Annotated in this window: 15 protein-coding genes and 2 tRNA genes; 2 read left to right on the top strand and 15 right to left on the bottom strand. The window is 71.3% G+C overall.

Annotation, left to right across the window (positions count from 1 at the left end):
• Nucleotides 1-30 precede the first annotated feature (30 nt).
• Genes AC1DP1_RS00680 through AC1DP1_RS00695 form a run of 4 tightly spaced genes read right to left on the bottom strand, consistent with a single transcriptional unit; the run spans nucleotide 31 to nucleotide 3,776 of the window.
• A complete protein-coding gene (locus AC1DP1_RS00680) occupies nucleotides 31-441 on the bottom strand; it encodes a DUF4233 domain-containing protein (RefSeq protein ID WP_477505204.1) in 411 nt (136 codons plus the stop codon).
• A complete protein-coding gene (folC, locus tag AC1DP1_RS00685; RefSeq protein ID WP_477505205.1) occupies nucleotides 438-1,799 on the bottom strand; it encodes a bifunctional tetrahydrofolate synthase/dihydrofolate synthase in 1,362 nt (453 codons plus the stop codon). The genes AC1DP1_RS00680 and folC overlap by 4 nt, the downstream gene beginning before the upstream one ends.
• A 24-nt stretch (nucleotides 1,800-1,823) precedes the next feature.
• Complete coding sequence (locus AC1DP1_RS00690) at nucleotides 1,824-2,837, bottom strand: hypothetical protein (RefSeq protein WP_477505206.1); 1,014 nt, start codon at nucleotides 2,835-2,837, stop codon at nucleotides 1,824-1,826.
• A 9-nt stretch (nucleotides 2,838-2,846) separates the two neighbouring features.
• The gene (locus tag AC1DP1_RS00695; protein ID WP_477505207.1) at nucleotides 2,847-3,776 is read right to left on the bottom strand and encodes a GNAT family N-acetyltransferase; all 930 of its coding nucleotides are present in this window, start codon (nucleotides 3,774-3,776) and stop codon (nucleotides 2,847-2,849) included.
• 77 nt (nucleotides 3,777-3,853) lie between these two features.
• Here AC1DP1_RS00695 and valS point away from each other — a divergent pair, with 77 nt between their 5' ends.
• The gene (gene valS / locus AC1DP1_RS00700) at nucleotides 3,854-6,487 is read left to right on the top strand and encodes a valine--tRNA ligase (RefSeq protein WP_477505208.1); all 2,634 of its coding nucleotides are present in this window, start codon (nucleotides 3,854-3,856) and stop codon (nucleotides 6,485-6,487) included.
• 75 nt (nucleotides 6,488-6,562) lie between these two features.
• Here valS and AC1DP1_RS00705 read toward each other — a convergent pair whose 3' ends face one another.
• The 5 genes from AC1DP1_RS00705 to AC1DP1_RS00725 form a co-directional block, all read right to left on the bottom strand.
• Complete coding sequence (locus AC1DP1_RS00705) at nucleotides 6,563-7,468, bottom strand: hypothetical protein (RefSeq protein WP_477505209.1); 906 nt, start codon at nucleotides 7,466-7,468, stop codon at nucleotides 6,563-6,565.
• Nucleotides 7,469-7,589: 121 nt separating this feature from the next.
• On the bottom strand, nucleotides 7,590-8,870 hold the full coding sequence (gene clpX, locus AC1DP1_RS00710; RefSeq protein ID WP_300046127.1) for an ATP-dependent Clp protease ATP-binding subunit ClpX: 1,281 nt from the start codon (nucleotides 8,868-8,870) through the stop codon (nucleotides 7,590-7,592).
• A 158-nt stretch (nucleotides 8,871-9,028) separates the two neighbouring features.
• Nucleotides 9,029-9,637 carry an ATP-dependent Clp protease proteolytic subunit gene (locus tag AC1DP1_RS00715; protein ID WP_300046128.1) on the bottom strand — a complete coding sequence of 203 codons (609 nt, stop codon included), beginning with the start codon at nucleotides 9,635-9,637 and terminating at the stop codon, nucleotides 9,029-9,031.
• Nucleotides 9,638-9,640: 3 nt separating this feature from the next.
• Nucleotides 9,641-10,246, bottom strand: coding sequence for an ATP-dependent Clp protease proteolytic subunit (locus tag AC1DP1_RS00720; protein WP_477505678.1), 606 nt, complete (start codon nucleotides 10,244-10,246; stop codon nucleotides 9,641-9,643).
• Between the two features lie 119 nt (nucleotides 10,247-10,365).
• On the bottom strand, nucleotides 10,366-10,791 hold the full coding sequence (locus AC1DP1_RS00725; protein ID WP_457185063.1) for a MarR family winged helix-turn-helix transcriptional regulator: 426 nt from the start codon (nucleotides 10,789-10,791) through the stop codon (nucleotides 10,366-10,368).
• Between the two features lie 24 nt (nucleotides 10,792-10,815).
• On the opposite strand from AC1DP1_RS00725, the gene AC1DP1_RS00730 reads away from it, so the two are divergent.
• Nucleotides 10,816-12,000, top strand: a complete 1,185-nt coding sequence (locus AC1DP1_RS00730) for a phosphotransferase (RefSeq protein WP_477505210.1) — start codon at nucleotides 10,816-10,818, stop codon at nucleotides 11,998-12,000.
• 55 nt (nucleotides 12,001-12,055) lie between these two features.
• Here the strand turns inward: AC1DP1_RS00730 and tig are convergent, their stop codons facing one another.
• The 6 genes from tig to AC1DP1_RS00760 form a co-directional block, all read right to left on the bottom strand.
• Nucleotides 12,056-13,480 carry a trigger factor gene (gene tig / locus AC1DP1_RS00735; RefSeq protein ID WP_477505211.1) on the bottom strand — a complete coding sequence of 475 codons (1,425 nt, stop codon included), beginning with the start codon at nucleotides 13,478-13,480 and terminating at the stop codon, nucleotides 12,056-12,058.
• Between the two features lie 181 nt (nucleotides 13,481-13,661).
• Nucleotides 13,662-13,734 (bottom strand) — tRNA-Pro (locus tag AC1DP1_RS00740).
• 45 nt (nucleotides 13,735-13,779) lie between these two features.
• Nucleotides 13,780-13,853 (bottom strand) — tRNA-Gly (locus AC1DP1_RS00745).
• A 73-nt stretch (nucleotides 13,854-13,926) separates the two neighbouring features.
• A complete protein-coding gene (locus AC1DP1_RS00750) occupies nucleotides 13,927-14,979 on the bottom strand; it encodes a PP2C family protein-serine/threonine phosphatase (RefSeq protein ID WP_477505212.1) in 1,053 nt (350 codons plus the stop codon).
• A complete protein-coding gene (locus AC1DP1_RS00755) occupies nucleotides 14,976-15,890 on the bottom strand; it encodes an Fpg/Nei family DNA glycosylase (protein ID WP_477505213.1) in 915 nt (304 codons plus the stop codon). Before AC1DP1_RS00755 ends, AC1DP1_RS00750 begins: the two co-directional genes overlap by 4 nt.
• Nucleotides 15,883-16,416 (bottom strand): ribose-5-phosphate isomerase, encoded by a 534-nt coding sequence (locus AC1DP1_RS00760; protein ID WP_477505214.1) that lies wholly within the window; start codon nucleotides 16,414-16,416, stop codon nucleotides 15,883-15,885. The genes AC1DP1_RS00755 and AC1DP1_RS00760 overlap by 8 nt, the downstream gene beginning before the upstream one ends.
• Nucleotides 16,417-16,429: the final 13 nt, after the last annotated feature.

The following is a 16,429-nucleotide window of genomic DNA, read 5'->3' on the forward strand; positions in this document are numbered from 1 at the left end:
TGCAGCAGGCGAGAGACCGCTGGATGCGGGCTAGTCCTGCTCCGAGCGGTACGCCGCCCAGGCGGCGGCACGCTCGCGCTCGATCTTGCGACCGAGCAGGTCCGCGCCCGTCCAGAGTGCGGCGAAGACGAGGCCGAGGCCGAACATCACGGGGACGACGAAGCCCAGACCGATGGCGGCGACCTGCACGAGGTAGCCCGCGACGTAGGCCCACTCGGCCCGCAGCATGCCGGCCAGCAGCAGGCACACGACCGCGAGCCCGAGGCCGACGGCCACCGCGGTGCCAGCCGGGACGTCGGCGATGGTGATCATCACCGGCGTGGTCAGGCCGAGGGTGATCGCCTCGAGGCTCAGCACGGCGGCAGCCATGCCACGTCGCGGCGAGCGCTCGGTGTTGGTCGGCACCTGGTCGTCGGCGGGGCCCGGGGCCTGGTCGCTCATCGGCGACCCTTCAGCAGGGAGCGGGCCTCGCCCACGGTGACCACCGAGCCGGTGACGAGCACCGCACCGGCGCCGATCGAGACGGTGATGGCCTCTCCCGCCTCGGCCAGCGTCGCGGCCCGGTCGATCGCGTCGGCCAGGTCGGGCACGACGCTGACGCGGTCCTCACCGAAGACCTCCACGGCGGCGCGGCCGAGCGCGGCGGCCGACATGGATCGCGGGGTGGAGTTCTGGGTGCACACGAGGTGCTCGAGGTACGGCTCGAAGGCGGCGAGCAGGCCTTCGTGGTCCTTGTCCTCCATCACGCCCATCACCCCGACCAGCGGGCTGAACGAGAAAGAGTCCTCCAACGCCGCCGCCGCGGCCTCGGCCCCGTGCGGGTTGTGCGCGGCGTCGAGCAGGATCGTGGGGCTGCGCCGGATGATCTCCAGGCGCCCGGGTGAGGTGACTTCGGCGAACGCCGCGCGCACCACCTCGTCGTCGAGCACGCCGGTCCCGGCGAACGCCTCGACCGCGGCGAGCGCCACGGCGGCGTTCTGGGCCTGGTGGGCGCCGTAGAGCGGCAGGAACACGTCGTCGTACCTCGCGCGCAGGCCCTCCAGCGAGATGACCTGGCCACCCACGGCGGGGGTGCGTGCGACCACGCCGAACTCCATGCCCTCCCGGGTGATGGTCGCGCCGACCTCGGCGGCGCGCTCGAGGAGCACCGCGGCGACCTCGGGCGTCTGCTCGGCCAGCACGACGACGGAGCCCGGCTTGATGATCCCGGCCTTCTCGGCCGCGATGGTCACGGCGTCGTCACCGAGGTACCTGGCGTGGTCGACGGCGATCGGCAGCACCACGGCGACGTCGGCGTCGATGACGTTGGTGGCGTCCCAGCTGCCGCCCATCCCGACCTCGACCACGGCGACGTCGACCGGGGCGTCGGCGAAGGCGGCGTAGGCCATCCCGACGATCGTCTCGAAGAAGCTGAGGGGGTGGTCCTGCTCGGCGTCGACGAGGTGGGTGTAGGGGGCGACGTCGTTGAAGGCGCGGACGAACGCCTCGTCGTCCAGGGGCTCGCCGTCGATGCTGATCCGCTCGCTCATCCGCTCGAGGTGCGGGGACGTGAAGCGCCCGGTGCGCAGGTCGAGCGCGCGCAGCAGCGTCTCGATCATCCGGCTGGTGCTGGTCTTGCCGTTGGTGCCGGTGAGGTGGATCGAGCGGAAGGAGTGCTGGGGCTCGCCGAGCAGCTCGGTGAACGCCACGATCCGGTCGAGGCTGGGCTCGAGCTTGGTCTCGGGCCAGCGGGACAGCAGGGCGTCCTCGACCTCGTCGAAGGTCTGGGCCAGGCGCGGGGCATCAGGGGCATCAGTCATGGCGCCCCGAGTCTATTGACCCGGTCAGCAGGTGACGACCCGCCGCCACGGCTTCACGACCTCGAGCGACTTGCCGTCGACCGGTCGCGCGCGGAACTGGTCGAGCGCATCGGCCCAGCGCGGGTCCGACGTCCCGGTGACGTACATCGACGAGCCCTGGTCGGCGAGGACGAGGCCGTACTTCTTCATCGCCACGACGATCGTGCGGGCGACGCCGGTGTAGCGCCTGGCCGGGAACGACGGCGCGAGCCGGAAGCGGAGGCCGTACGCCGGCAGGTCGCGCGCCGTGTTGCCGCTCGGACCGCAGTGGCGGGCCGGCCACGTGTACGCGGAGCGGGCGGACGGGAGCGTGAAGCGCAGGGCGTGGGTGATCCGCCCGGACGCCGCCTCCTCGTAGGACAGCAGCCCGGGGAGGATCGGCAGGCCGGCGGCGTCGGCCGAGGTCCAGCCGGCCGGACGCAGCTGGTTGGACGACAGGTCCCAGCGGGCGGCCGACGCGGCCCGCCAGGCGACGACCGCGCCCGAGGCGTCGCGCACCCGCTCGGCGGCGTACAGCTCGACGAGGTCGCAGGTGTCGCGGCGGACCGTGATCACGTGCCGGTCACCCTCGTCCGGGTCGGGGTCGCCGGCGCTGCCGCCCTCGATCGCCGCCCCGGCCGGCACGAAGACCGGACCGCGGTCGCTCTCGTCGCGGTAGTCCTCGCCGTCGGTGCCGAACTGCAGCGGCAACAGCGGCTGGTCCTCGTCGACGACGTTGACCGGGATGCCGTAGTAGGCCTCGGTGGTGCCGAGGTCGAGGTGCAGGTCGTGGCCCGCCGCCTGCTTGCGGACGATCGCCGACGACGACCTCCACACCGGCCGCCGGTCGATGCGCCTGTTCCACGGGTTGTCGGCGGGGAAGAGCTCGCAGCCGCCGACGGCGTGGACGCGTGCGGAGCGATCCGGTGACTGCGCCGCGGGCGCCGGGCCGGCCAGCACCGGCGAGGAGGCGGTGGCGACGACGACCAGGGACAGGGTGAGGGCCAGGCTCCGCCGCATCCGCCGAGACTAGGGCGTCCCGGGGACGGTGACGAGGTGCTCGGCCATGTCGACCGTCGGCTCGTAGCCCAGCCCCGCGTAGATCTTGTTGGAGGTGGGGTTCGCCCGGTCGGTGAACAGGCACATGCGGTGGCCCGCCTCGAGGCCGCGACGCGTGAGCTCCCCGACGACGTACGACGCGATGCCTCGGCCGCGGAACTCCTTGGGCGTGTAGACCGGACCGATCCGGCCGACGCCGTAGGCCGGCAGCCCGGAGCCGGTCAGGTGGGCGACCGTGCCGTCGGGGAGCTCCCACAGCCACTCGACGCCCTCGCGGATGCGCACCAGCACGCTGTCGATCGTGTTGTGCTCGCCCGACGCCGGGTCCGGCTCGCGGCCGGCCTGCTCGTCGGCCTCGGCGTGGAACGCCTCGAACCACGCGAGCACGAGCCCGGCGTCGTCCTCCGTCGCCTTCCGCAGCCGGCCCTCGGGGGCGCGCGGCACCTCGACGGACGTGGCCTCCCACAGGCGGGTCGCCTTGTCGGCGACGACCTCTCCCCCGACCAGCTCGGCCGTCGACCGGGCCAGCACGGCGGCGCCCGGGAGGGCACCGTTGGCGCCGCCCAGGACCTCCCCGCGCTCGTGGAGGGCAGCGGCGAGCGCACGTGCGGCGGGATCGGGCAGTGGCATCGAGAACGACGGGTGGGGCTTGAACGGAGCGGTCCTCATCACCGCGCTCACGACCTCGCCGGCCCGGTCCCGGACCACGACCCACCACCGCTCGAAGGGCGCGCCGACCTCGGCCCACGAGTCCCGGCCGTCCGCGAGCTCGCGGGCGGTCCGCTGGCTCACGCTCGCGATGACGCTGCCCAGCACGGGGTCGGCCGCCAGCAGCTCGCCCGCCGCGTCGAGGAAGGGCTGCGGGGTGTCGAAGAACTCCAGCGTGAGGTCGTCGTCCATGGCCGCACGCTAGGCCCACCGCACGCTGGGTCGATACTCGTTTTCGCAGGCCGGAGGCCCGTCAATAGACTCGGAGCATGACTGAGAACCCCAGCACCCAGGCCCCGGAGGCCGGCCCGACGACACCGAGCACCGACACGCGTGCCGTCGTCGTACCGGAGCGACCGGCCCTGGAGGGCCTGGAGGAGAAGTGGTCCCGGGCGTGGGCCGACAACGACACCTACGCCTTCGACCGCACCCAGCCGCGGGAGAACGTCTACTCCATCGACACGCCCCCGCCGACCGTCAGCGGCTCGCTGCACGTCGGCCACGTCTACTCCTACAGCCACCCCGACCTCATCGCGCGCTACCAGCGCATGCAGGGCAAGGCCGTCTTCTACCCGATCGGCTGGGACGACAACGGCCTGCCGACCGAGCGCCGCGTGCAGAACTACTTCGGCGTCCGCTGCGACCCGACCCTGCCCTACGAGGCCGACTTCACCCCGCCGGAGAAGCCGGACCCCAAGCGACAGGTCGCCATCAGCCGGCCCAACTTCATCGAGCTGTGCGAGCAGCTCGTCATCGAGGACGAGAAGGCCTTCGAGGCGCTGTGGCGCCAGCTCGGCCTGTCGGTCCAGTGGAACCCGACCTACACGACCATCGGTGACCATTCGCGCACCGTCAGCCAGCGGGCGTTCCTGCGCAACTTCGCCCGCGGCGAGGCCTACCTCTCCGAGGCGCCGACGCTGTGGGACGTCACGTTCCAGACCGCCGTCGCGCAGGCCGAGCTCGAGGCGCGCGACTACCCGGGTGCCTACCACCGCGTGGCCTTCCACAAGCCGGACGGCACCCCGATCCACATCGAGACCACGCGTCCCGAGCTGATCCCGAGCGTGGTCGCGCTGATCGCCCACCCCGACGACGAGCGCTACCAGGACGTCTTCGGCACGACGGTCACGTCGCCGGTCTTCGGGGTCGAGATCCCGGTCCTCGCCCACCACGCCGCCGAGCCCGACAAGGGCGCGGGCATCGCGATGTGCTGCACCTTCGGTGACCTCACCGACGTGATGTGGTGGCGCGAGCTGAGCCTCCCGGTCCACACGGTCGTCGGCCGCGACGGGCGCCTGGTCCGCGAGACGCCCGAGTGGCTCGCCGCCGAGCCCGCCGCGACGGCGTACGCCGAGATGGCCGGCAAGACGACCTTCAGCGCCCGCGAGGCGATGGTCGCGATGCTCCGCGAGTCGGGCGACCTCGACGGCGAGCCCAAGGCGACCCAGCGCATGGCGAACTTCTACGAGAAGGGCGACAAGCCGCTCGAGATCGTCGCCACCCGCCAGTGGTACATCAAGAACGGCGGCAAGGACGCAGCGCTCCGCAAGGAGATGCTGGTCCGCGGCGAGGAGATCACCTGGATCCCCACCCACATGAAGCACCGCTACGACAACTGGGTCGGCGGACTCAACGGCGACTGGCTGATCTCGCGCCAGCGGTTCTTCGGCATCCCGTTCCCGGTCTGGTACCCCCTCGACGCCGACGGCGAGCCCGACCACGACCACCCGCTGATGCCGAGCGAGGACCAGCTGCCCGTCGACCCGTCGACGCAGGCGCCCGGCGGCTACACCGAGGACCAGCGGGGCAAGCCCGGCGGCTTCGTCGGCGACCCCGACGTGATGGACACGTGGGCGACGTCCTCGCTGACGCCGCAGATCGCGGGCATGTGGGAGGTCGACGACGACCTGTTCTCCCGGGTCTTCCCCTACGACCTCGCCACCCAGGCGCACGACATCATCCGCACCTGGCTGTTCTCGCGCGTGGTCCGTGCCGACTTCGAGAACGGCGTCGTCCCGTGGTCGCACGCGATGATCTCCGGCTTCATCGTCGACCCCGACCGCAAGAAGATGTCGAAGTCCAAGGGCAACGTCGTCGTCCCGACCGACATCCTCGACAAGTACGGCGCCGACGCCGTCCGCTGGCGCGCCGCCATCGGCCGTCCCGGCATGGACTCCCCCTTCGACGAGTCGCAGATGAAGGTCGGCCGACGCCTGGCGATGAAGGTCCTCAACGCCTCGAAGTTCGTCCTCGGCAACGTCGGCGCCGTCGAGCTCAGCCCGGCCGTCGTCAGCGCCCCGGTCGACTGCGCCCTGCTGGGCCGGCTCGAGGTCGTCGTCCGCCGGGCGACCGAGGCTTTCGACGCCTACGACTACACGACCGCGCTCGAGGTCACCGAGAAGTTCTTCTGGGAGTTCTGCGACGACTACCTCGAGCTGGTCAAGGAGCGCGCGTACGACGCCGAGGGCGGCGCCGGCACCGACTCCGCGCGCGCCACCCTGGCCATCGCGCTGCACGTCCAGCTCCGGCTGCTCGCACCGTTCCTGCCCTACGCCACCGAGGAGGTCTGGTCGTGGTGGCAGGACGGCTCCATCCACCACGCCTCGTGGCCCACCGCCGCCGACCTCGGCTCGGCTGCTGCCTCGCAGCCCCTGGTCCTCGACGCGGTGGCCGCTGCGCTGACCGGCATCCGCGGCGCCAAGTCGCAGGCCAAGGCCAAGATGCGCGCTCCGCTGTCCCGCGTCGAGATCACCGGCCCGGCCTCCCTGGTGGAAGCCGCCCAGCAGGCGCAGGACGACCTGCGGGCCGTCGGCACCATCGTCGGGGACCTGGACTTCGTCACCGACGAGTCCGCCACCGAGCTGCGGGTGACCGCCGCGGAGCTCGCGCCCACCGAGGACTGAGAAGAAGCCGATCCCCCTCGCGCGCCGTCAGCGGTGCGTGAGGGGGATTCGTGCGTCCGGGCGAGAACCGGGGCGTCAGCCCTTGCCGTTGCCGTTCCCGTGGCCGTTGCCGTTGCCGCTGTTGCCGGGGGCATCGCCCGCGTGCGTGGCGGCTTGGGCGGCTGCGCGCTCGGCCTCACGCTGCGCCTTGGCAGCGTCACGTTCGGCCTGCTGCTGCGCCTTCACGGCGTCCTTCGCGGCGTCCTTCGCCGCGTCGCGCTGGGCCTTGGCTGCGTCGCGCTCGGCGTCGCGCTGGGCCTTGGCAGCGTCGCGCTCGGCATCGCGCTGGGCCTTGGCAGCGTCGCGCTCGGCCTCCCGCTGGACCTTGGCAGCGTCACGCTCGGCATCGCGCTGCGCCTTGGCAGCGTCACGCTCGGCGTCCCGCTGCGCCTTCACCGCGTCGCGCTCTGCCTTGGCTGCGTCGCGCTCGGCCTCGCGCTGGGCCTTGGCTGCCTCACGCTCGGCCGCGCGCTGGGCCTTCGCCGCGTCGCGCTCGGCGTCGCGGTCGATCGTCGTGGTGCTGCTGTCGTCCGTGGAGCCGGGGTCGGTGCCCTGGTCGTCGGTGGACTGGTCGTCGGCGTCGTCGGAAGCGTCCTGGGAGCCGCTCGCGGAGTCGTCCGTGGCGGACGACCCGGAACCGCCGGAGGCCTCGGCCCCCTTCGTGGCGGCCTTCTCCGCGGAGGCTGCAGCGACGACGGCGGCGAGCGGCTGGGCGCTCAGCTCGGCGGGGATCGCGGCGGGGACGGCGGCGGGGACGTCCTTCCGCGCCGGGCCGGCGGGGCGCTCGGACGGGGTGCGCTCGACCGGCGCGGAGATGGGCCGGCCGGGGTGGACGAGGTCGGTGAGCCCGAAGCCGCGGCCGACCGACACGAACATGAGGACGGCGCACAGCACTGCCACGAGAGCGAAACCGACGAGCGGCCGCTTCTGGTCAACCCCCACGGGGTCCCCTTCCCACATGCTGACGAGACGCCAGTCTCTCCGGGTCATGACGCATGTCCAGCGTCGATGGCCCGGAATAGTCCGAAATGACTAGACCGTCATGGTCATGTCGGACCAGGGGTCAGGCGGACTTCTTCTTCCGGCCCTCGGCCTCACGCGGGATGAGGGTCGGGGCGACGTCGTCCTCGACGACCTCCCGGGTGACGATCACCTTGGCGACGTCGCCCCGCGACGGGACGTCGTACATCACGTAGAGGAGGACCTCCTCGATGATCGCGCGCAGGCCGCGGGCGCCGGTGCCGCGCTCGAGGGCCGCCTCGGCGATCGAGTCGATGGCGTCGTCGGTGAACTCGAGCTCGACACCGTCGAGGTCGAAGAGCTTCTGGTACTGCTTGACGAGCGCGTTGCGCGGCTCGGTGAGGATCTGGACGAGCGCCTCGCGGTCGAGCTTGTTCACGCTGGCGATCAGCGGCAGGCGACCGATGAACTCGGGGATCAGGCCGAACTTGGTGAGGTCCTCCGGACGCACCTGTGCGAGCAGGTCGTCGGACTCGCGCTCGGCGGCACCGCGCACCTCGGCGGTGAAGCCCAGCGACTTCTTGCCAACCCGCTGCTCGATGATCTGCTCGAGCCCGGCGAAGGCACCACCCACGATGAAGAGGATGTTGGTGGTGTCGATCTGGATGAACTCCTGGTGCGGGTGCTTGCGACCGCCCTGCGGGGGCACCGACGCGGTCGTGCCCTCCAGCATCTTGAGCAGGGCCTGCTGGACGCCCTCACCGGAGACGTCGCGCGTGATCGAGGGGTTCTCCGACTTGCGGGCCACCTTGTCGATCTCGTCGATGTAGATGATGCCCGTCTCGGCCTTCTTGACGTCGTAGTCGGCGGCCTGGATGAGCTTGAGGAGGATGTTCTCGACGTCCTCGCCGACGTAGCCGGCCTCGGTCAGCGCCGTGGCGTCCGCGATCGCGAAGGGGACGTTGAGCATCCGCGCCAGGGTCTGCGCGAGGTAGGTCTTGCCACAACCGGTCGGCCCGATCACCAGGATGTTGGACTTCGCGACCTCGACCACGTCGTCCTTCGCCTTGCCGCTGACGGGCTGGAGGCCGGCCTGGACGCGCTTGTAGTGGTTGTAGACCGCGACGGCGAGGGACTTCTTGGCGTGCTCCTGGCCGATCACGTAGGAGTTGAGGAACTCGAAGATCTCGCGGGGCTTGGGCAGCTCCTCGAGGCTGACCTCGGCACCCTCGGCCAGCTCCTCCTCGATGATCTCGTTGCACAGCTCGATGCACTCATCGCAGATGTAGACGTTGGGGCCAGCGATGAGCTTCTTGACCTGCTTCTGGCTCTTTCCGCAGAAATTGCACTTGAGCAGGTCGCCACCGTCACCGATACGTGCCACGAGTCGTGTCCTCCAGTCTCGCCGGGAAAAGGCCCCGGCACTCCACACCTTGCGCTGCGCTGCCTTGCAGTGGGCCGTACGACGGTACCCCGCGCCGGCCCCCGACGGGGGCCGGACACGAGATGTCGTCGGCCATCATTTCGAGCCTCGGCGCACCCTCAGACGAGGGCCGGGGCGCCCTTGCGGGACTCGATGACCGCGTCGATCAGGCCGTACTCGACGGCCTGCTCGGCGGTCAGGATCTTGTCGCGCTCGATGTCGCGGCTGACCTGGTCGATGTCCTTGCCGCTGGAGTCGGCGATCATCTTCTCCAGGAGCTCGCGCATGCGGAGGATCTCGTTGGCCTGGATCTCGATGTCGGAGGTCTGGCCGAAGGTGCCCTCGGTGTAGGGCTGGTGGATCAGGATGCGGCTGTTGGGCAGCGCCATCCGCTTGCCCTTGGCACCGGCGCCCAGCAGGATCGCCGCCGCCGAGGCCGCCTGCCCCAGGCACACCGTCTGCACGTCGGGCTTGATGAAGCGCATCGTGTCGTAGATCGCGGTGAGCGCGGTGAACGAGCCACCGGGGCTGTTGATGTAGATGCTGATGTCGGTGTCGGGGTTCATCGTCTCCAGGCACATCAGCTGGGCGATGACCGCGTTGGCCACGTCGTCGCTGATCGGCGTGCCGAGGTAGATGATGCGCTCCTCGAACAGCTTGGCGTAGGGATCGATGCGGCGGAAACCGTAGGAGGTCCGCTCTTCCCACTGCGGGATGTAGTAGTTCATGTGTCAGTCCTTGGTCCGGGCCGGGCGGCCCTCGTCGGCGGCTTCGCGGGCGTTGGTGACGACCTGGTCGACGAGTCCGTACTCGACGGCCTGGTCGGCGGTGAACCACCGGTCACGGTCGGCATCGGCGACGACCTGCTCGACGGTCTGGCCGGTGTGCTCGGCGATCAGGTCGAGCAGCACCTTCTTGATGTGCAACGACTGCTGGGCCTGGATCTTGATGTCGGAGGCCGAGCCACCCATGCCCGAGGAGGGCTGGTGCATCATGATGCGGGCGTGGGGCAGGGCGTAGCGCTTGCCCTTGGTGCCGGCACAGAGCAGGAACTGGCCCATCGAGGCCGCCAGGCCCATGCCCACCGTCGCCACGTCGTTGGGGATGTAGTTCATCGTGTCGTAGATCGCCATGCCGGCGTCGACCGAGCCGCCGGGGCTGTTGATGTGGAGGAAGATGTCGGCCTCCGGGTCCTCCGCGGAGAGCAGGAGGAGCTGCGCGCAGATCGCGTTGGCGTTCTGGTCGCGCACCTCCGAGCCGAGGAAGACGATGCGCTCACGGAGGAGTCGCTGGTAGATGTGGTCGTCGAGGCCATACATCCCACCGGCGCCGTTCATCTCGGGCGAGAGGGCTGGGCTGGAGTTCTGGTTCACGCTGGCGACACTAGCCGGAAGGACGGACACTTCCACGCGCTGACCCACCCTGTTCGCCCAGAGCGGATTCGGGCCCGGCACGCTCAGTCGAGCGCGACCTCCTCCAGCACCTCGCGGAACACCCGCCACCGCTCCGGACCCACCTGCGCGGCCCACGCCTCGTCGCAGGCGGCGAGCACCGCCGCGGAGCGGGCGAGGGCGTCGCGCCCGGCAGCAGTGATGCGTACGACGCGGGCACGGGCGTCGTGGTCGGCCACCGACACCTCCACCATCCCGAGCGCCTCGAGCTGGCGGACGAACTGCCCGCACCCCTGCGTCGTCATCTCGGCGCACTCGGCGAGCTCGCTGATGGTCAGCCCGTCCGCCGGGAGCCACTCCAGGACGCGCAGCTGGGACGGCCGCAGGTCCGGCGCCTCGACGGCGAGGCGCTCGCGCAGCTGGGCGAACACCATGCCCATCAGCATCGGCAGGTGCGGCCGGGCGGCCGGGAGCCTCTTGACGCGAGTCATGAAAGCAACTTACCTTCCATGATCATGAAAGCAACTTTCACGCTGTCGCCCGGGGTCGACCGGCGTGAGGTGCTCGGCGCCGACGACGTCAGCGACGCCGAGCTCGAGGCGATGGTCGCCGACCTGTGGGACGTGCCGACTGTGCGGTTGCACGACTCCACGGCCGAGCCCGTCGCCTACGACGTCCCGTCGATCCTCACCGGCGCCCGGACGTGGGTCCGTGGCCGTGCCACCGCCGGGGCGGACACCGGCCCCGACGGCGAGGGCCGGGAGTTCACGTTGTTCGTCAAGCGGGTGCACAACTGGCGGCACTCCCCCGCCTTCGCCGGCGTACCGCCCGAGATCGGCGAGTGGGCGGCCGCGTCGCTCCCGTGGCGCGCCGAGCCGCTGGTCTACGGCTCCGACCTGCGTGAGCGGCTTCCCGAGGGGCTCTCGATGCCCCGGGGGCTGCGGGTCGAGGAGCGCCCCGACGAGACCGCCGTCATCTGGATGGAGGCCGCCGACGCCGACCCGGTGCCGTGGGGGCCCGACGACAGCGTCCGCGCAGCCCGCCTGCTCGGGCGCCTGTCCGCCAGCCGGGCGGTCGCCGCACTGGCGGACATCGACCCGCAGCCCTGGCACATCGACAGCTTCGTCGCCGGTCGGTTGGCCTTCACCGTCCTCCCCGGCCTGCACGACGAGGCCACGTGGCGCCACCCCGCCGTCGCCGAGCACTTCGGCGGCCTCCGCGACGGCCTGCTGGCGGCCGCCCGCCACCTCGACGTCCTGGCCCAGGAGTTCGCCGCGTCGCGCCACCTGGCCGCGCACGGCGACGCCTGCCCCAACAACCTCCTGCGCCGCGCCGGCCAGCCGGGCTTCACGCTGATCGACTTCGGCTTCTGGCGGTCCCAGCCGGTCGGGTTCGACCTCTCCCAGCTGCTGGTGGGCGACATCCAGATCGGGCGGCAGGACGCCGACGACCTGCCCGAGCGTGCGGCCGCGTGCGTGGCGTCGTACGCCGTCGGGCTCGCCGACGAGGGGCTCGAGGTCCCGCTGGAGGAGGTGCGGCGCGGCCACGCGGTGAGCCTGATGCTGTTCAACGGCCTGCCGAGCCTGCCGCTCGAGCGGCTCGACGACCCGGACACCGACGCCCTCGACCACTGGTCGCGCCAGCGGGCGGCGATCGCCCGCTACGCCCTCGAGGTGCTCGCCGACACCGAGCCCGGCTAGACGACGACCGGCGCCCACCCGGGAGGGGTGGACGCCGGTCGTGGAGCGGAGCGGGTCAGGCCTTCTCGGCCTCGTCTGCCTCGTCGGACTCGTCGGTGCTCTCGTCCGCGCTCGCCTCGGTGCTCTCCTCGGTGGCCTCCTCGACGGGCTCACCGATGGTGCCGTCGGGACGCAGGTTCTTCAGCTCGACCACGTTGCCCGAGGCGTCCTTGACGGTCGCCGCCTCGACGATCGTCGCGAGCGCCTTGCCGCGCAGGATCTCCTGCACGAGCTCGGGGATGTGGTTGTGCTCGAACATGTGGTTGGCGAACTCCTGCGGGTCCTGCCCGGACTGCTGGGCACGCCGCACGAGGTGCTCGGAGAGCTCGGCCTGGTCGATGCCGAACTCCTCCTTCTTCGCGATCTTGTCGAGGATGAACTGGGCGGCGACGGCGTCGCGGACCCGGCGGTCGAGGTCGGCCTCGAACTCCTCCTGGGTCTGGCCCTCGTCCTCGAGGTACTTCTCCATGGTGATGCCGGCCATCGCCAGCTGCTGCTCGACGTTCTGGCGACGGGCGTTGAGCTCGTCGGTGACCATGACCTCGGGAAGCGGGATGGAGACCTTCTCGAGCAGGGCCTCGAGGACCGCGTCGCGGGCGGCGGCGGCCTGCTCGAGCCGCTTGCCACGACCCAGGCGCTCGCGCACGTCGGCGGTGAGCTCCTCGACGGTGTCGAACTCGGAGGCGAGCTGGGCGAACTCGTCGTCGTACTCGGGGAGCTGCTGCTCCTGCACGGCCGTCACCGTGACGGTGACCTGGACGGGCTCGCCCACCAGGTCGCCACCGGCGAGCTCGGAGTCGAACGTCGCGTCGCCGCCGGCGGAGAGGCCGACCAGGGCCTCGTCGAGGCCGTCGATCATGCCGCCGCGGCCGACCTTGTAGGACATGCCGGTGACCTCGCCGCCCTCGACGGTCTCGCCGTCCTTGGAGGCGACCAGGTCGATGGTGACGAAGTCGCCGTCGGCGGCCGCGCGCTCGACCGGGACGAGGGTGCCAAAGCGCTCACGCAGCGCCTCGACCTGCTCGTCGACGTCGGCGTCGCTGATCTCGACGTCGTCGACGCTCGCCTCGAGGCCGTCGTAGGAGGGCAGCTCGAAGTCGGGCTTGACGTCGACCTCGGCGGTGAACTCAAGGGACTCGTTGTCCTCGAACTTCGTCACCTCGATCTCCGGCTGGGCCAGGGGCTCGAGGTCGTGCTCCTGCAGGGCAGCCATGTACTGCTGCGGGACGACGGCGTTGATCGCCTCGTCGAGGACCGGACCACGGCCGACCTGGCGGTCGATGACCGCCGGCGGGACCTTGCCGCGGCGGAAGCCGGGGACGTTGATCTGCTTCGCGATCTTCTGGTACGCCGCGTCGAGGCTCGGCTTGAGCTCCTCGAAGGGCACCTCGACGGTCAGCTTGGCCCGGGTGGGGCTCAAGGTCTCGACGGCGCTCTTCACAAATGTCTCCTGATGCTGAAGGTATGTGGGTGACCACACGGGGAAAGGAGCGGCACTGCCAGGGCACGGGGCCCGGCGACCGCAAACCGCGCCAGTCTATCGAGGGCACGGGCACAGGCCGAATCACGCCCTGGCCTGCCGTTCGAGGCGCGGGGACCGCGTGACGGGTGGGGCCAGAGGGTCGGGGCGACAGGACTCGAACCTGCGGTCTCCTGCTCCCAAAGCAGGCGCGCTAGCCACTACGCTACGCCCCGCCAAACGGGCTCCGACTCCCCTGCGCGGGGCACTCGCAGCCTGCCTGGAGCGGATGACGGGAATCGAACCCGCGTAGCCAGTTTGGAAGACTGGGGCTCTACCATTGAGCTACATCCGCGCGCGTCCCGGCGAGGTGTCCGCCGGTGCGGGAGTCATGGTGCCACACGCGCGAGCGTGCGCCCCAACCCGGCTCAGCGCCGGTGCACCAGGAGCAGCGCGCGGTCGTCGTTGCGGGAGCCGAGCGCCTCGACGAGCCGGGTGGCGCCGCCCTCGAACTCGCCGCGCAGCAGCCGTTCGGCCTGCCCGAGCATCCGGTCGATGCCGAGGGCGATGTCACGGTTGCGGGTCTCGACCATGCCGTCGGTGTAGAGCAGGAGCGCGTCGCCGCGGCGGATCTCCCCCGAGACGGCGGAGAAGGTGGCCCCGTCGACGAGACCCAGGATGGGTCCCTCGGACTCGAGCACCTCCCACCGGCCCGACCCGGCGTGGCGCAGGGCGGCCGGCGGGTGGCCGGCGCTGCGGATGTCGTAGTGGCCGGTCGTGAGGTCGAGCGAGAGGTGGATCGCGGTGGCGAACCCCTCGTCCCAGTCCTGCTGGAGCAGGAACCGGTTGGCGCCGTCGAGGAACTCGCTGGGCGGCAGCGCGCTCAGCAGCCCGCCCAGGGCTCCGCACAGCAGGAGGGCGCGGGTGCCGGCGCCCTGTCCCTTGCCGGAGACGTCGACGACCGCCACCTCGAGACGACCCTCGACGCGCGAGGCGACGACGAAGTCGCCCGCGAACGGGGTGCCCCCGGCCGACCGCAGCTCGCTGGCGGCGTACCACTCCGCGGGCAGGTCGGGGATCCCGCCCTGGCGCAGGATCCGGTCACGCAGGTCGACGAACATCATCTCGCCCTGGATGCCGGCCACCCCGAGGCGCGAGCGGCGGAAGGAGGACAGCAGCACCACGAACCCGAGGCTGAAGATGATGACGACGGTGAGGGCGATGCGGACGTTGATGTCCTGGCTCGGCACGACCAGGGCCAGGACGAGGAGCACGAAGAGCACGAACCACGGCAGCTGTCGCGGACCGAGCACCAGGCTCGACAGCACCATCGGCACCAGCAGGGTCACGAGAGGGACGTACCGGTCGAACAGCCAGATGGCGACGCCGACCAGCAGCGTCGCGACGACGAGCAGCACCAGGGTGCGCGACCCCCGCGGGACCAGCCGGGTCGCGGCTGCACGGAGCGATGGAGAACTCATGCTCGAGCCCCTCCTGCTCTCCCAGTCCCCTTGGTGGGAGATCGTAGGGCCCGCGACCGGAACTTCGGCTGACATTTGGGGCACCAGAACGAGTTGCGTCCCGCCAGCTCCCCCGTTCGCACCGTCGTGCCGCACACCAGGCAGGGCAGCGACGTACGCCGGTAGACGTAGACCTCGCCCCCGTGGTCGTCCTTGCGGGGCGCCCGACCCATCGCCTCGGGCGTGTGCTCGGGGCGCACGGTGTCGATCCGACCGGTGCGCACGCCCTCGGCCATGAGCGCGACGAGGTCGGCCCACATCGCGCGCCACTGGCTGCTGCGCAGCGTGTTGCCGGGGCGCAGGGGGTGGATGCGGTGCCGGAAGAGCACCTCGGCGCGGTAGACGTTGCCGACACCGGCGAGGACCTTCTGGTCCATCAGGAGGTCGCCGATGGCGCGCGGGCTCGCCGAGATGCGCCGCCAGGCCAGGTCGGGGTCGGCGTCGGGTCGCAGCGGGTCGGGCCCGAGGCGGCCGAGGACCTCGGCGCGCCGGGCAGCGCCGACGAGGTCGCAGATGATGGCGCCGCGCAGGTCGGCGTACGCCGTCGGGCGCGGGTCCGTCGGTTCGTCGAGCGTGACCATCCGCAGCCGCACCGCGCCGACCGGGTCGGGCACCCCGGCCGCGCCGCCCTCGACCCCCGTGTGGACGTCGAACTGGCCGATCAGGCCGAGGTGGACGTGCACGAAGCGCTCGCCCTCGTGCTCGACGAAGAGGTGCTTGCCGGCGGAGTCGGAGCCGATGACCAGTGACCGGTCGAGCTGCTCGGCGTCGGCGGCGAAGCGGCCCTGCGGCGACGACACCCGGACCCTGCGGCCCGCGAACGCCGCGGTGAGGTCGTCTGCCAGCTTGCGAAGGGTGTGGCCCTCAGGCATCCGTGCGGTCGCGGGACGCGTCGATGGCGGGGCCGCGGAGGGCGGACTCCGGCAGCGGCGGCAGCTCTCCCGTCTCGTCGTAGGTGGAGAGCTGGCCGATGCGACGCACGTGGCGCTCGTCGCCGGAGAAGTCCGTGGTGAGGAAGACCTCGACGAAGCGGGTCATGTCCTCGACCGGGTGCATCCGCCCGCCGACGGAGACGACGTTGGCGTCGTTGTGCTCGCGGGCCAGCGCCGCGGTCTCGTCCGACCAGGCGAGCGCGCACCGGATCCCCTCGACCTTGTTGGCCGCGATCTGCTCCCCGTTGCCGGAGCCGCCGATCACCACCCCGAGGCTGTCGAGGCCCTCGACGCGGTCGGCGGCCACTCCCTCGGCCGCCCGGAGGCAGAAGCAGGGGTAGTCGTCGAGGGCGTCGTAGACGAACGGTCCGTGGTCGACGGCCTCGTAGCCGTGGTCGACCAGCCACATCAGGAGGTGGTCCTTCAGCTCGAGGCCGGCGTGGTCGGAGCCCAGGTGTACGCGCATGGGAAGGAGTTTG

It is taken from the genome of Nocardioides sp. P4_G10, assembly GCF_056401175.1.